The 15,533-nt window shown below is 35.3% G+C and carries 9 protein-coding genes; 6 read left to right on the top strand and 3 right to left on the bottom strand.

What is annotated here, in order from left to right:
• Positions 1–3: 3 nt before the first annotated feature.
• The gene (locus tag HM985_RS08990) at positions 4–2,388 is read right to left on the bottom strand and encodes a glycosyl hydrolase family 95 catalytic domain-containing protein (protein WP_179375930.1); all 2,385 of its coding nucleotides are present in this window, start codon (positions 2,386–2,388) and stop codon (positions 4–6) included.
• Positions 2,389–2,520: 132 nt separating this feature from the next.
• Here HM985_RS08990 and HM985_RS08985 point away from each other — a divergent pair, with 132 nt between their 5' ends.
• The 6 genes from HM985_RS08985 (at position 2,521) to HM985_RS08960 (ending at position 12,631) form a co-directional block, all read left to right on the top strand.
• A complete protein-coding gene (locus HM985_RS08985) occupies positions 2,521–2,715 on the top strand; it encodes a hypothetical protein (protein WP_179375929.1) in 195 nt (64 codons plus the stop codon).
• The gene (locus tag HM985_RS08980; RefSeq protein ID WP_218843399.1) at positions 2,708–4,231 is read left to right on the top strand and encodes a sulfatase family protein; all 1,524 of its coding nucleotides are present in this window, start codon (positions 2,708–2,710) and stop codon (positions 4,229–4,231) included. The genes HM985_RS08985 and HM985_RS08980 overlap by 8 nt, the downstream gene beginning before the upstream one ends.
• A 38-nt stretch (positions 4,232–4,269) precedes the next feature.
• Complete coding sequence (locus tag HM985_RS08975; protein ID WP_179375928.1) at positions 4,270–6,822, top strand: right-handed parallel beta-helix repeat-containing protein; 2,553 nt, start codon at positions 4,270–4,272, stop codon at positions 6,820–6,822.
• A gap of 25 nt (positions 6,823–6,847) precedes the next feature.
• Positions 6,848–8,440 (top strand): glycoside hydrolase family protein, encoded by a 1,593-nt coding sequence (locus tag HM985_RS08970; protein ID WP_218843398.1) that lies wholly within the window; start codon positions 6,848–6,850, stop codon positions 8,438–8,440.
• A gap of 30 nt (positions 8,441–8,470) precedes the next feature.
• The gene (locus tag HM985_RS08965; RefSeq protein ID WP_179375927.1) at positions 8,471–11,287 is read left to right on the top strand and encodes a chitobiase/beta-hexosaminidase C-terminal domain-containing protein; all 2,817 of its coding nucleotides are present in this window, start codon (positions 8,471–8,473) and stop codon (positions 11,285–11,287) included.
• A 192-nt stretch (positions 11,288–11,479) separates the two neighbouring features.
• Entirely contained in the window at positions 11,480–12,631 is a 1,152-nt protein-coding gene (locus tag HM985_RS08960; protein ID WP_179375926.1) for an adenylyltransferase/cytidyltransferase family protein, read from the top strand.
• A 76-nt stretch (positions 12,632–12,707) separates the two neighbouring features.
• Here HM985_RS08960 and HM985_RS08955 read toward each other — a convergent pair whose 3' ends face one another.
• Together HM985_RS08955 and HM985_RS08950 are read right to left on the bottom strand one after the other, a co-directional pair.
• Positions 12,708–13,904 (bottom strand): putative glycoside hydrolase, encoded by a 1,197-nt coding sequence (locus HM985_RS08955; protein ID WP_179375925.1) that lies wholly within the window; start codon positions 13,902–13,904, stop codon positions 12,708–12,710.
• 52 nt (positions 13,905–13,956) lie between these two features.
• Complete coding sequence (locus HM985_RS08950) at positions 13,957–15,486, bottom strand: sulfatase family protein (protein ID WP_179375924.1); 1,530 nt, start codon at positions 15,484–15,486, stop codon at positions 13,957–13,959.
• Positions 15,487–15,533: the final 47 nt, after the last annotated feature.

Raw genomic sequence — 15,533 nt, 5'->3', positions numbered from 1 at the left:
TATTTAATAAGAACTGTAGTATTTATGACCAGGTAATCGTTTTGTTTTTTCACCATAACCAAATAGATTTTGCTCTGCTTCCGATTTTGGTAATTCTTGAATACTTAAATCTGTTTTGTTTATTTCTTTGGAAGTAATAATAACCGATTCATTTTGCTTTAAATCAATTTTGTAAGAACCATCTTCGGATTGATTTATAGAAACGGACTTCCCATCGATATAAAATTTAGGATTTTCAAAATCTACATGAACGACGCATGCATTTCCCTTTAAACTTTTTATAGATACAAATTCGGTAACCCCTTCTACTTTTTTAGCACTGACCAAAAATGCACCTTGTGTTCTTAAATCATGAAACGCCACATCTTTCCATTTTTTCGGACTAGCAGGAAATACGCGTATTTTTCCGCCCCAACTTTGCAACATCATATCGTGTAAACTTGTGGCAAAAGACAGCGGACTTTCAATAACCGGATTAATTTTTCCTTCGGAATACATCGTAGTAGACGAAATATTTTTATGCTTAATTAGAAAATCTAAATAATAATACGCTTTTTCAGCATCGCCTAAATTGGCATACATAGAAGATGCTCCAGTTGCTGTATAACCTGTAACTGGCATGGCTTTGATTTTCTTACCACTATTAAACGTAACATCCAACCAATGGTCTAACGACGTGCGCAGTAGTTTTTTATCTTCTTCTTTTTCTGGTGTGATTACCATCAAAGGATAAAAGGCTAATAGATGCGAATAGTGTCTGTGCGGATTAGCAAAAGGTCTATCTTTTCCTACCATAAGACCATTTTCATCGATTTGAAAATCCACTAAATTATCCAACAGATGTTTCCATTCTTTTTTAAGCGGGTCATTTAATTCATGCTTTTCATCAATATCAATTAGGGTTTGACAGCTCCAACGAATTAAGGCCAACGTGAAATTAATATCTTGACCACGACCAGGTTTGTATTCTGGCGACCAACTGTATTTAATATGAATTTTGCCGTCTTCTGCTTCTACAGGATTGTCTTTAATATAATTCAGATAGCTATTTACCGTCTTTTTTAAAATCGGAAACAATTTATCTCGCATACGACTATCATCGCCTGCAAATTGGCAATGCAACCAATAATCGTTTAACATCCATGCCAACATATCTGGCACTTTTGCTCCGTTGAAAGCGATGAGGTCTTGCGGCATTAAAGCAGCAACGGCAGCACTATTTTTCCAACTTCCAGGCACATTGTTTTCTAGGTTTTTAGCATATTTGTCAATGTTGTTTGGTAGAGATTCTCCAATAGACATTCTATTGGCTGTTAAATGCGTCCAATAGATGAGTTGCACATTTAAATCGCCCCAAACCATTGGCCAAAACGTTCGGTTATACCAAGGTCCCATTAAATCTAAAATTGGACCGTTTCCTCTAGAAGCAGAGCCTAGTTTATACATTTGTATCCAATAGAATGATTCTTTTTCCGCATCATTGATGGTTAAAAAACTTAATGGATAATAGTCGTGCCACCATTTTTGATGGGTAGATACAAAGTTGTCTTTTTGGATAAGTACTTCTGCAGATTCTAAATTTTCTGTAACTATTTCTAATGAATTGTGATCAGGAAAACAATGGTGTACACTCGCTATTAATTGTTGTTTTCCGGAAGGATTACCTGTTATTTTATAACCTGTAGTAGTTTCTCCTCTATTATCATACAAGGGTTGGTAACAGAATTTGTAACCGTTTTTCTCACTGAACGTCGGTTTGGGTGCCATTTCTAAAGTTACAGCCCTCATTTTATCCCATGTACCTCCTTTTGGTCCTCCACCACTCTTTAAAACTTCGTATACAGGTGGAATAGGATCTTCAGCATGCCATGTGATTTCTATGGCTTCATCTTTTGTATCTGTTTCAAAATAAATGATATCAGTGGTGCTATGTGTCAACCCTTTAATGTTATAACTTCCTTTAGACGTTGTGATAGTACCTATTAATTCTGCGTCCCATAAATCTAAACGCATATCAATGCCCGTAATCTTTCCTTTAGATCTCAGTTTAAAATGACCTAATGGTAAACGGCTTCGTTTAATCCAAAGCATTTCATCCGCCTTTGTTTCAGCTTCTCTATGATCGTAATAATCATGTCTACCAATATGTAATGAGATGACATTGTCGTTTTCCTCTGGACTTTGATACAATAAAAAGCCAACATTACCATTTCCTGAATAGGGCGCGGTTTGCCATTTGTCTGGAACAAGATCCCAAAGCAGGTCGTGCTTAGATAAAAAGGATTCGTAATCTACTTTAAAATCGACTTGATTATTCTGAGAAAATAAGGTGCTCGAAACAAGAATAAAAAGATAAAGAATACGTATTTCTAATTTTAATCGAAACATGGACTATTATTTGTTTAGATAATGAATAACAAATATATTTTATTAACTAAAGAAAGTTGTTCTCTAATCTTGCAATTACTTTCTTTATTTCAGCATTCGGAAAATATGTAGTGCGTAAACCAAATTTTAAATATGGAACCCTTTTGGTTACTAATCCGTATAGGAAAAAAAATTGAATTGACCCTAAGAACGTCCATGATGACGCGCGATGATTTGCTCAAGTTTAAATTGAGTAAGAAAATGGTCGATAACAGAAAACACATTGTAGCATTAATGCATAGTTTTACATTATTAATTCCAATATCCAATCCAGATCAAAATGTATAAATCTATAATTGCAATTTTTGTATTATGTTTTAGCCAACATATACGAGCACAAGAACAAGTAGATACTAGTCGTCCAAATATCATATTTATTTTTGCCGATGATATGGGAATAGGAGATGTTTCTCATACCACAGGAAAAGCGGCGACACCACACTTAGATCGTTTGGCAGAAGAAGGGATTCGTTTTACAGATGCACATACCTCATCTTCCGTTTGCACACCGTCTCGCTATTCACTTTTAACCGGTCGTTATAATTGGAGAACAAGTTTATCTAAAGGGGTCATCCATAAACCGACTGCAAAACCGTTGCTTAAAAAAGGTGAAACAACCGTAGCAAGTTTGTTAAAGCAAGCAGATTATCATACCGCAATGATTGGTAAATGGCATTTAGGTATCGGTTGGGAACTGTTACCTAATTATAAGAAGGAAAAATGGCAAATAGGTGGAGGATGGAATATCGATTATACTAAACCTGCGATAACGCCAACAAGTAATGGTTTTGATTACTTTTATGGCATAGCAGCTTCTTTAGATATGCCTCCTTATGTTTATATTGAAAATGAAAAAGTGACAGAACTTCCTTCTGTTATGAATGACCCAAAGATACGTTCTAGAAAAGGGCCTTCTGCACCAAGTTTTAAATCAGGTGAATGTTTACAAGTTTTTGCAGAAAAATCAGTGGATTATATAAATGAGAGAGCTGAAGAAAAAGAACCGTTCTTTTTATACTTGCCATTAACCTCACCACATACGCCTATTGTTCCTAGTGAAAAATGGAGAGGAAAGTCTGAATTAGGACCTTATGGAGACTTTTTAATGGAAACAGATTGGGTTGTAGGAGAAGTTTTAAAAGCTTTGGATAAACATAATTTATCCGAAAACACCATTGTTATATTTTCTACGGACAATGGGTGTTCGCCTGCTGCAAAAATTCCTGCTTTAAAAAAGAAAGGACACTCACCTAGTGGAAATCTAAGAGGAAATAAAGCCGATATTTACGAAGGTGGCCATCGCGTTCCTCTTATTGTTCGTTGGCCAGAAGTTATAACAGCAGGAACACAAACAGATAGATTAACATGTATGACTGACTTTATTGCTACTTGTTCTGATATTACAGGTATAAAATTAGATGATACATCTGGTGTCGATGCCATTTCTTTTTTACCAACGTTAAAAGATCCAAAGAAAACAAATAGAGAAGACATTATTAGCCATAGTATTAATGGTTCTTTTTCTATCAGAAAAGGAGATTGGAAACTAGCACTTTGTCCAGGGTCTGGTGGGTGGAGTACGCCAAGAGCAGGGCAAACTCCAGAAGGATCACCTAGTGTGCAGTTATTCAACCTATCAGACGATATTGCTGAGACAACAAATCTGCAGGATAAATACCCTGAAAAAGTAGAAGAATTAACCCAACTACTTCAATCTTATGTTGACAAAGGAAGAAGTACACCTGGGGAAATTCAAAAAAATGATAGAGACATCAATATATATGCAGAAGATAAAGCAAAATAAATTACAGCTTAAATAGCAATAAAAAAATATGTAAACGAATGAAAAACTTAATTACCTTATTATTAATCTTATCTATTGTACCAATGTATGCACTAGATATCCATGTCGCTACAAATGGTTCAGATTCTAATGAAGGAACGGCATCTAAGCCTTTGTTAACTATTGAAGCTGCTCAGAAAAAATTAAGAGCTAGTGGACGTTTAGGTAAAGAATCTTGTCAAATCATAATTCATCAAGGCACTTATAGATTAAGCACGCCTCTAAAGATTACAACAGAAGATAGTGGTACTGAACAATTTCCTGTTATGTATGCTGCAGCTAAAAATGAAGAGGTCGTAATTACTGGAGCGCAATTAATTTCCTCTAAATGGGAATTATTTAAGGATGGTATCTATAGAACTAACGTTGGTGATTTAAATGCTATCGATCAACTTTTTGTAGATCATACCAGACAACATATGGCTAGGTATCCAAATTTTAACGCAGGATTTATACCTACAGATGGTGATGATTCTGTACGTGGTAAAAAAGCAGGCACAGTTCCTTTTTCAGGAGCGACGCCAGACGCTTGGGATGCTAAAAAAGCGGCAGAATGGGAAAATCCAGAAGGCGCCATCTTAAATGGAATGCATAGAGGGCTTTGGGGAAGTCAGCATTATTTTGTAACGGGTAAAAACGATAAAGGAGAATTGGTTTACGAAGGTGGTTGGCAAAACAACCGATCTGCTCCGCCTCACAAAGGGTATCGCATGATTGAAAACGTTTTTGAAGAATTAGATGTTCCAGGAGAATGGTATCATAATACTAAGGACGGTTGGTTATATTATATGCCAGAAGCCCATATAAATCTTAACGACACAAAGATTGAAGCCGTCCTTCAAATTAAACACCTTATTGAAATTTACGGAGATCATAAACTACCTGTTGCAGAAATGGTTATTCACAAAAGTGGTAATGCACAAAAAGAAACCGTTGTTAAAAACTACGAAACGACTAATCCGGTAAAACATATTCAAATTTCTGGTATTCACTTTACAGGGACAAAAAGAACCTTAAAAGAAACCATTGAACCTTTATTGAGGAGTGATTGGTGTGTATATCGTGGAGGTGCTATTCATATACGTGGTACGGAGAATATTATTGTTGAAAATTGTTCTTTCGAAGAATTGGGAGGAAACGCTGTATTTATTGATAGTTATAATCGTCATATAGAAATTAAAAGCAACTTTTTTCAGAATAATGGTTCTACGGATGTGAACTTGGTTGGTTCCTTTGCGGCGGTTCGTGATCCTTCATTTAGTTTTCAACATCTTCCACCACCAATAGATGAAATAGACACTACAATTGGTCCAAAATCTGAAGAATATCCAGCAGATTGTATAGTTGAAAATAATTTAATGATGCGTTGTGGTCGTTTTGAAAAACAAGCCTCAGGAATCAATATTTCTATGTCATCAAGAATTACAATTGCTCACAATACTATTAGTCATACACCAAGAGCCGCCATAAATATTTGTGATGGAACTTGGGGAGGTCATATTATAGAATGGAATGATTGTTTTGAAACTGTATTAGAAACGCACGATCATGGTGCTTTTAATTCCTGGGGAAGAGATCGTTTTTGGTTTAGAGCTGGCCCATCAGGACCAGATTTAATGGATGAAAATGGAAAGCCTATGATTAGTAATTATATAGATAAGTATCCAAATATGCCTTTATGGGATGCATATCAAACAACAACAATTCGAAATAACAGAATGCAATGCGATCATGGTTGGGATATCGATTTAGATGATGGTTCCACTAATTATGAAATCTATAATAATATCAGTCTTTCAGGTGGTATTAAAACACGTGAAGGCTATCATCGTAATGTTACTAATAATGTAATCTTAGGTAGAGGATACACCTGTAATGTACCATACCCTAAACCAACGCACGATATTTTTGAAAGTAACATTTTATGGGGTGGAACAGTATACAAATCTAGTAATCCAACGCTTTGGGGTGGCATACGCAATAAAAATTTCATTCACAATCCAGACGCTAAAGATGTCGTTCCTGCTTACGGTGTTCAGCAGCAAACATTAGATGATGCAGAAAGTCTCTATGGAAATGTTCTTTTTATAGATCCTCAACATGGCGATTTTACAGTTTCAAACAAATCAGCAGCATTACAACTTGGATTTAAAAACTTTCCAATGTCTGGTTTTGGTGTTACTTCAGGTAAATTGAAGCGTTTAGCGATGAAACCTCAAATACATGCACCAAAAGAGGTCGCATCCAATGTGTATGTGGAGCAAAAGATGAAAGGATTATTTGGAGCTAAGTTTAAAACGCTAGAAACAGAAGCCGAACTTACAGCAACGGGAATGTTTGACACCTATGGCGTTTTATTGGTTTCTGTTCCTAAGGATAGTAAATTGGCTAAAATGGGATTTAAAGTGGATGATGTCGTATTTGAATTAAATTCGGAAAAAATAGCAAATGAACAAGATTTTATTAAAAACATGAAGCAATTAGCGAACCATGAACATACCGTAAAAGTGTGGAGACATCAAGAATCAAAAACATTTTCTTTTGAAAAATAAATCCTATAATTCATCTAAAAAAATCATGAAAACAAACCATAGAACACAAGTAAACAAAGGCTTTTTTCTGTCACTTACATTTTTATTATTGACAGCAAGCGGAATGCTACACGCACAAAATACTTGGACTATTGCGTCTCAAGAAGACTGGCAAGCGAATATAGCAACAAAATCAAATTTGGAAATCACCAATGGAAAAGTAATTCCTACTGAAAAGGAAGCCGTTTTTCAAAGCGCCATGAAAAAGTTTACAAAAAAAAGAGCTGCACAATCCATTACATTTTCTCAATCACCAGAATGGTTAAATTGGGAACAAATCCCTACTGCAGCACCAGCAAATTTAGGTGATGCTCCTGTCGCATTGCAGTTAGGAGATGGAAATTACTGGATGTTTGGTAAATATGATACTCGAAAGAATAATAAACGACCGAATGATTTTAAAAGTAAGGATACCATCTTAAAAGGTTATGATGTGGTGTTAAAAACAACACATCTTCAAAACCAATTTGATGCGCCATCAGGATTAAAAAAATCGCTAAAGGGCTATCATGCTTGGCATAGTATCGATATGAAAAACTGGGTGCATTATGGACCTATATCAGACATGTCTTCACGTTGGGTAACTTCTGCAGAATATATTGATGGAAAATTTTATTTTTATTACGATTTTCCAAACGATCAAGATCCGCATTTACTTATTGATGACAACTTAACTGATGGTCTTGTTGGGGAAAAGATGGGCATGGCTTTTAACGATCCCTCAGATGGTTCTGATTGTGCAGTCATTAGAGATTTAGATGGTAATTTTCATATTATAGCTGAAGATTGGTCGCCTATTGATGCTTCTACGCATGCTTGGGATTCGCCCTTAGCAACGCATGCAGTTAGTAAAGACGGTTTTAATGATTTTAAAATTTTAAACCCTCCTGTAGATGAACGCACCAAACCAACTGGTAAATTTGCGGAATATGCACATCCACATTGGTTTAAGGAAGACCCTGATAATTATCCTGGAAAACCGTCACCAATTGATATACCGAGACAAAAAATCAAAAAAGGAGACGTCGTTGCTTTTGGTAAATACGAAATCCATGAGCCAGAACAAAATTCTTTTGGAGATTGGGCTTCTATTTCTATTGGTGGTCAATATTATTTATTCGCAGATTATGATCCAGCAGGTAAGACTGGAGGAAAGCATATGAGTGTTGCTTGGTTTACGTCTGATGATATTAATAAACAATTTGAATTTTGTGGAAGTATAGGTCAAGGCCATCCAGATCCAGATATCATGTTTGCAGAAGGTAAATATTACTTGCTTACGCAAACTAGAAACGATTATGTAAGTACTGGTCCTTGGGTAGAAACTGTAGAAGTAAGAATGGGTGTAGATACCACTAATGATGGATTGGTTAATGAGTGGAGTGATTGGCAAGTTGTAAAAGAACAATATGATTATATCAAAGGTTTTTCTAAGCAGGTTGAAAAAACACCAGCACAGTTGAATTTTTCTGACTTACCTAAAGGCTATGGTTTTCAATTTGAGGTTAAAATGACGGATACTACAGAAAATGAATCAAAACCAATTTTAGATAAGGTAGTTGTGTCGTTTAAGAAATAAAAAATTAAAACCGAATTTAAGTTTCATAAGATGATGAAAAATATATTAACCGTTCTTATCGCACTGTTCGTGTTTGGAAACGCTTTTGCCAAAGCTATTTATGTATCATCTAAAGGAGACGATGCTAATTCCGGAACAAAAAACAGTCCTTATTTAAGTTTTGAAAAAGCCTTACAAGAGGTAAAAAAATATGCAGGTAACGAAGCCGTTACGGTCTGGTTTACTTCTGGAGACTATTATCTTAATAAAACCATTGAGATAGGTAGTGATTATTCTGGAACGGAAAAATATCCCGTTGTATTTTCAGTTATACCTGGAGCAAAAGTAATTATCAAAGGCTCTCAGCGATTAGAGCATCTAGAATGGAAAGCCTATAAAAATGGTATTTATCAAACGCAAGTTCCTGAAGGCTTGTCTATGGATCAATTATTTGTTAATGAAGAACGCCAAGTTAGAGCACGATTCCCTAATTATGATTATGAGAATCCACTTCGCGACGGGAAAGGATACCTTCAAGTCACAGGTGGTACAGATAAGCGTTATGATACATGGTTTTCCTATGATCCTGAAACTTTTTCAGATAAAACATGGGAGCATCCAGAAACAGGAATTGTGCATGGTTTCCAAAGTCATAACTGGGGAAATATGCAGTACAGACTTAAATCAATTAATAGAGAACAAAATAAAATTTTTCTAAACGAAGGTGGTTGGCAACTTCAAAGAACACATGGTATTGGAGGAAAAAAAAGTCATGCGTCTTACTATTTTGTTGAAAATATTTTTGAAGAACTAGATGTTCCTGGGGAATGGTTCTTAAATACAGAAACCCATACGCTTTACTATTATCCGATGCAAGGCGTAAAATTAAGTGACGTTAAAATTGAAGTTCCTGTTATAAAAGATATGATTCAGTTGAAGGGTACTAAAGAAGCACCTGTAAAACATATTCAATTTAAAGGATTCAATTTTACACAAACCAACTACACGTTTATGGAGGCTTATGAGCCGGTTGCTCGTGGAGATTGGGCTATTCACAGAGGCGGCACAATTTTTATGGAAGGTACAGAAAACCTGTTAATTGCAGATTGTAATTTTGAATATGTAGGTGGAAATGGTGTTTTTATGAGTGCCTACAATCGTAATAATAAAGTAACTGGTTGCCGGTTTGTGCATACCGGAGAAAGTGCAGTTTGTTTTGTCGGTTCGCCGGAAGCTGTTCGGTTTTATCAAACTTGGGATGATAGATTAATGGACGGAAAAAACTGGAATCACATGCGCGAGAATATGGACTTAGAAGCCGGTCCTAAAACTCCAGATTATCCAAAGAATTGCATTGTTGAAAATAGCATTATGCACGATTTTGGTGATGTTGGTAAACAAGTGGCAGGTGTTTACATTTCTATGAGTCATAAAATAACAGCGTCTCACAATACCATTTATAACTGTCCACGTGCAGGCATATGTATTAATGATGGTACTTGGGGCGGACACCTTATCGAATTTAATGATATCTGGGAAACCGTAAGAGAAACAGGAGAGCATGGGCCTTTTAATTCTTGGGGACGAGAGCGACAATGGAAAGGAGGTAGAGGAACCGATGAGCACTTTATAAAGGAATTGACGCGACTGGATGCTATTGACAATGTGGTTATTCGAAATAACCGAATCGCTAATTACCGTAAATCTATTAGTGCAGGAAATTGGACGATTGATTTAGATGATGGCTCTAGTTACTATGAGATCTATAATAATTTAAATTTAGGGTCTACCATTAAACTAAGAGATGGTATGGGACGAAAGGTTTATAACAACATAACCGTAAGTGCGGTGCCTTTAGGTTGGCATGTATGGCCCAAAAATTCTGAAGATGAAATTTATAAAAATATTTTTGTGATCGCTGGAACTTTACCTGGAAAAACGACGCCTACAAATAACTTTATACGTGAAGTTGCTTTACCAACCGATGTTAAATGGAGTACCAATTACGATAAAAACCTGTATTGGAATGTTAATAATCCTGAAGGTTATAATATGACACAAGATATGAATATGGAGGAATGGAATAGGAGAGGGTATGACCTAAGTTCTATTGTGGCCAATCCTAATTTTGTGGATCCAGTAAACGGTAATTATCAAATTCAAGAGAACTCACCAGCTTTAAAATTAGGTTTTAAGAATTTCCCAATGGATGAATTTGGTCATCAGATGACACGTATTTTGCCTTTTGGAGGTGATTTTGAAAATGAGCTTGAAGTTAGTTTAGAAGCAGATATTAGAGCCGAAAAGGGTTCTAAGGTTTATTTCACCACAGATGGTTCAGAACCCAATAGGAATTCAACAGTATATTCTTCACCATTTAAAATAAAGAACTCTACCGTAATAAAAGCAAGAACTTTTAATACTAACGGCATTGCAATAGGATTTACTGCGGAAGCCGTCTTTAATAACGTAAAAACAGTTACATATCCAAGTTGGTTAAGCACCTTAATTGCTGGTGAATTTAAGGCAGATAGTAGCAATCAGGATAAAATTACAAAAACCAGAAAAGCACTTGAAAAAGAAATACATGGCGCTTTGTTGATTAATATTGCAGACGATCCAGATTTAATAGATGCCACAGGTGGCTATAATTTTGGCTGTTACATTAAGTCTTTGGATCCTAAAAAAGGACAAATGTGGTTAGATGCTGGACTCGGTAAGGATTGGGTGATTCAAAAATTAAATAAGCATAAGATTTCAAATATTGCACATTTACAGAAGTTCCTTAAAACATATTCGGGCCAAACCGTAACGATTACTGCGGTGCGAGATTATGGTACTAAGGTATTTGAGGTAAGCATTCCTTAAGTGTATATGTATTATTACAAATAATATGTAATAAGAAGACTGCTAAAAGGTGTATCAGAATTCAATAATCAGATTTTTTAAGGATTAATCTTTATTTATCAAAAAATGTATGAAATTTGGAGACTAGTATAGTTAGGTGCTTTAAAACCCTATTATTTTCTAGATTCACATCTCATAATATAGATTAAAAGAATGACTAAAAAAGTATTTGTTTCAGGATGTTTTGATATGCTACATAGTGGGCATGTTGCCTTTTTTAAAGAAGCGGCAACGTATGGCGATTTATATGTAGGAATAGGTTCAGACGCGACAATAGAAAAATTCAAGGGTCGTAAAACCATTACATCAGAACAAGAACGACTTTACATGATTGATTCTATAAAGTATGTAAAAGAGGTTTTCGTTAATAGTAGCTCAGGAATTTTAGATTTTAAGGAGGAATTGAAACAATTAAATCCAGATCTCTTTGTGGTGAATGAAGATGGTTTTTCATCTATGAAAGAAGAGTTTTGTAATTCTTTGGGTATTGAATTAAAAATTTTAAAACGGGTTCCTGATGCAGATCTACCTCCCCGCTCAACCACTGCCATTAGAACGACAGGGAATTGTTCATTACCATATAGAATAGACTTAGCAGGTACATGGATAGACCAGCCATACGTTTCCAAGTATCATCCAGGATGGGCTATAACCTTATCTTTAGAGCCAATCATAGAGTATAATGAACGTTGTGGTATGTCTACATCAACAAGAAATGCGGCAAAAAAAATATGGCCACATTACTTGCCTTTTGATAAACCAGAAAAATTAGCTGAAATACTTTTTAAATTTGAAAATACTCCTGGTTCAGCATTAATTTCAGGAGCACAAGATGCTATAGGCATATGTATGCCAGGAGTAGTTAGGCATCATTATGATAATGGGTATTGGCCAACAAAATTCGAATCCATTCATTCTGAATCTACGCTTTCATGGTTAGAAGATCATCTTTGTATGGTGCTGCTTTGGCCAAGAGCACAAGAGCTAGACCTGTTAAAAGAAACCGATATAAATGAAACCAATGTAAAATCGCTTTCTGTTTCTGCAGATAAGGTATGGGACGCCATTAAAAGTGAAGATTTGGAAAAATTTGCTGAAGGATTTTTAGAATCATTTGAAGCACAAACTAAAATGTTTCCTGCAATGGTTGACCCGAAAATAAAGGCAGAGATTGATAAATATAAAGACAAAGCACTGGGATGGAAATTAGCAGGTGCTGGCGGAGGTGGCTATTTAATATTGGTCTCTGAAAAGCCAATAGAAGGTACTATGCGCGTTAATATTCGTAGAAAAGAAGTTTTGTAAATAATTTTGACCACATTACTTTTTTATAAAAATAGATACTTACTTCTAAAATTGAAATTCTATTACTATAATTTTTTTAATGCCAAGTTATCTTAGCTTGTCTAGTTTCAGTATCAACCCAAACGGAAGCATGTTCAAATTCGCGCGTAAACTCCCAACCTGTCGTTGAGGTTCTATGGTATGCACCTTTAGGTGCGCCTAATGGTTTTTGCAATTCTGGATAATCCATTAAAGAACCATGAGCCAATTGCCATCCCCAACCATATTGAAAATAAGAATATGGCTGAGCCCCAATTAAGTAGCAAGCGTGATAAAACTCTAATTTCTCTTTAGAAAGTTTTGCAAAACGTTCATTTCTAAATTTTCCTTTGTAAAATGAAGGGTCTGAAACAGCTAGGCTGTCATACTCTACACCAATTCTAAATATAGACATTTTTCCTGCTTTAGAAATTCTAAGCATATCTTCCCAATCCTTCAATAGTTTTTCTTTACTTAGTAAGTCATTTCCATAATGTTCAAACATATTGGCATCTATAAAAGGGAAAACATGTTGTGCAAGCTTAGCATTTGCATTGTTACCAAGCAATATTTTATCAGGACCTAATTTTTCTTTTAATGCTTTCATCATAGTTCCCATGGCTATTTGAACGTCTTGGGCTTTATCTTGGCGTAACCATGAAAAACCATGCATTTGATCTATAAAAGCACCATCGGCACCAGAAAACTCAACGCCTTCTGCTACCGTATTTACCCACCATTCTTGAAAATCAGGATTTAAAACATCAAAATAAAAAACGTTTTTTCGCTCCTCTAATGCTTTGGTTTCAGGGTTTTCTATTAAAAACGCCTTAAGCTTTGGATGATTATTAATGTTTTGATGCGTAAAATTCTCATTATAAGATGTAAATGGCCATGCATAAGCTGAATTAAAATAGAAAAGCACTTTCATATCTGGCTTTAACTTTTTAAAAGCTGCTACCTCATGCTTTGCACCTAATTCTGCAGCACCTAATTGTCCTTGTCCATGCGATTTTTCAATACAAATAAAATCTGTGCGTTCTGCAATATGGTTGACTTCTTCTGAGTGTAACACTCTTATTGGGTCACCAAACATATAATACATTGGGGTCGTTTTCCAATTAAATTTGGGATAAAATGGTTTTGTTTCAAAAGTACTACCATCACTTATTTTATAAGGGGGTTGAACTGTTGCACATGAACAAAACAATAAAAAAAATGATAATACGCTGTTGATAACGAAACTGCTTTTCATTAAAAAAATATTTTGTTCTTTATATAATATTTAAGGTGAATAAATTAGATTATTAATCTTTTGCTTTCTTTTTATTTTTTGCTTTCTTACTTCCATTAACAGCTGTTTTTTTCCATAAAATAATATCATCCATATCATTTTCAGAAAATTCTCCTTTAGTACTTCTTCCTGTTTTTATATCTAATTCCAATTGCTTTAAAAGTTGTTCCGCAATTTCAGGACGTGTTGTATATAAGTTTGTAGTCTCGGCAGGATCATTTTCCATATCATATAATTGCGCAACAGGCATCGTATCTAATGTTGGATCATCTTCTTTTGGAAAACTCCAACCTCCTGATCCCTTAGATAATAACAATTTCCATTTTCCTAATCTATACCCAAAATGGCCACTTATGGAATGATGAATAACGCCAGCTCTAGTACTATTGATAGCTTCCCCATGTAATGCTGGTAAAAAACTCACACTATCTTCTCCACTTTTGCTTGGCATAGCAACATCTGTTATTTCGGAAAACGTAGCGAAAATATCGGTTAAGCAAATTAAATCATTGTTTGTGGTGTTAGGTTCTATGTTATTCGGCCATTTTACAATAAATGGTATGCGATGGCCGCCGTCCCATAAATCGGATTTTGAACCACGATAGCCTGCACTTACAATATGTCCTTTATTTGCAAGCCCTTTGATATTTGCAGCTTTAGAGGCACCATTGTCACTAGTAAAAATCACCAATGTGTTGTCTGATAATCCGTTTGCTTTTAGCGCATCAGTTATAGCTCCCACAGTGGCATCTGTTTGCATTACAAAATCAGCATAATTACCAAGTCCACTTTTTCCTTGCCATTCTTTAGAAGGTACAATTGGTGTATGTGGAGATCCTAAAGGCACATATAAGAAAAAAGGTTTTTCGTCTTTGTTTTTTGCTTGTTGGTTAATATACTCTACCGATTTAGTTGTTAAACGCGGTAACATATTAATTACTTCATCATGAATAATTACTTTGTCATTTTCTATAACTGCTTTCATACTACCCGCGTGGTGAAAACCATGATAATAATCAAATCCTCTATGAATTGGCCCATCTGGTATCGTTGCACCCACAGGTGGTAAGTTTCTGCCTTTTTTACGAATGGTTGTTTGTGAAACAGGATCTATATATTGAAAATTCAAATGCCATTTTCCAATGATAGCTGTATGATACCCTTGGTCTTTAAGAAAATTTCCAATTGTTGGTCGGTCTTCTTTAATTAAATCTGGAGCAAAACCAGATACGACGCCACTTTGTAATTTTGTACGCCAGCTATAACGTCCTGTCATAATCCCATAACGCGTAGGTGTACAAACAGATGATCCAGAATGCGCATCGGTAAATGTCATCCCTTCTTGGTTTAATTGATCTATTTGAGGGGTTTTAATTTTACTAGTTTCTGGAGCTAAACTTTGTACATCACCATAGCCTAAATCATCACAGACTATCAGGACAATATTAGGTTTCTTTGCATTTTCTTGTGCGTTTGCAAACCAAGTAAAGGTGCCGAATAGTATTACAATTAAGCTTAGGGTATTAAGTTTTTGCTTTTTCATGGTTATATTAATTTAGTATTGTTGTGAAATAAAATTTTTTAAAGGAA

The sequence above is a fragment of the Winogradskyella wichelsiae genome (genome assembly GCF_013403925.1).
Classification (GTDB): Bacteria; Bacteroidota; Bacteroidia; order Flavobacteriales; family Flavobacteriaceae; genus Winogradskyella; species Winogradskyella wichelsiae.
This window is presented reverse-complemented; position numbering and strand designations above follow the sequence as displayed.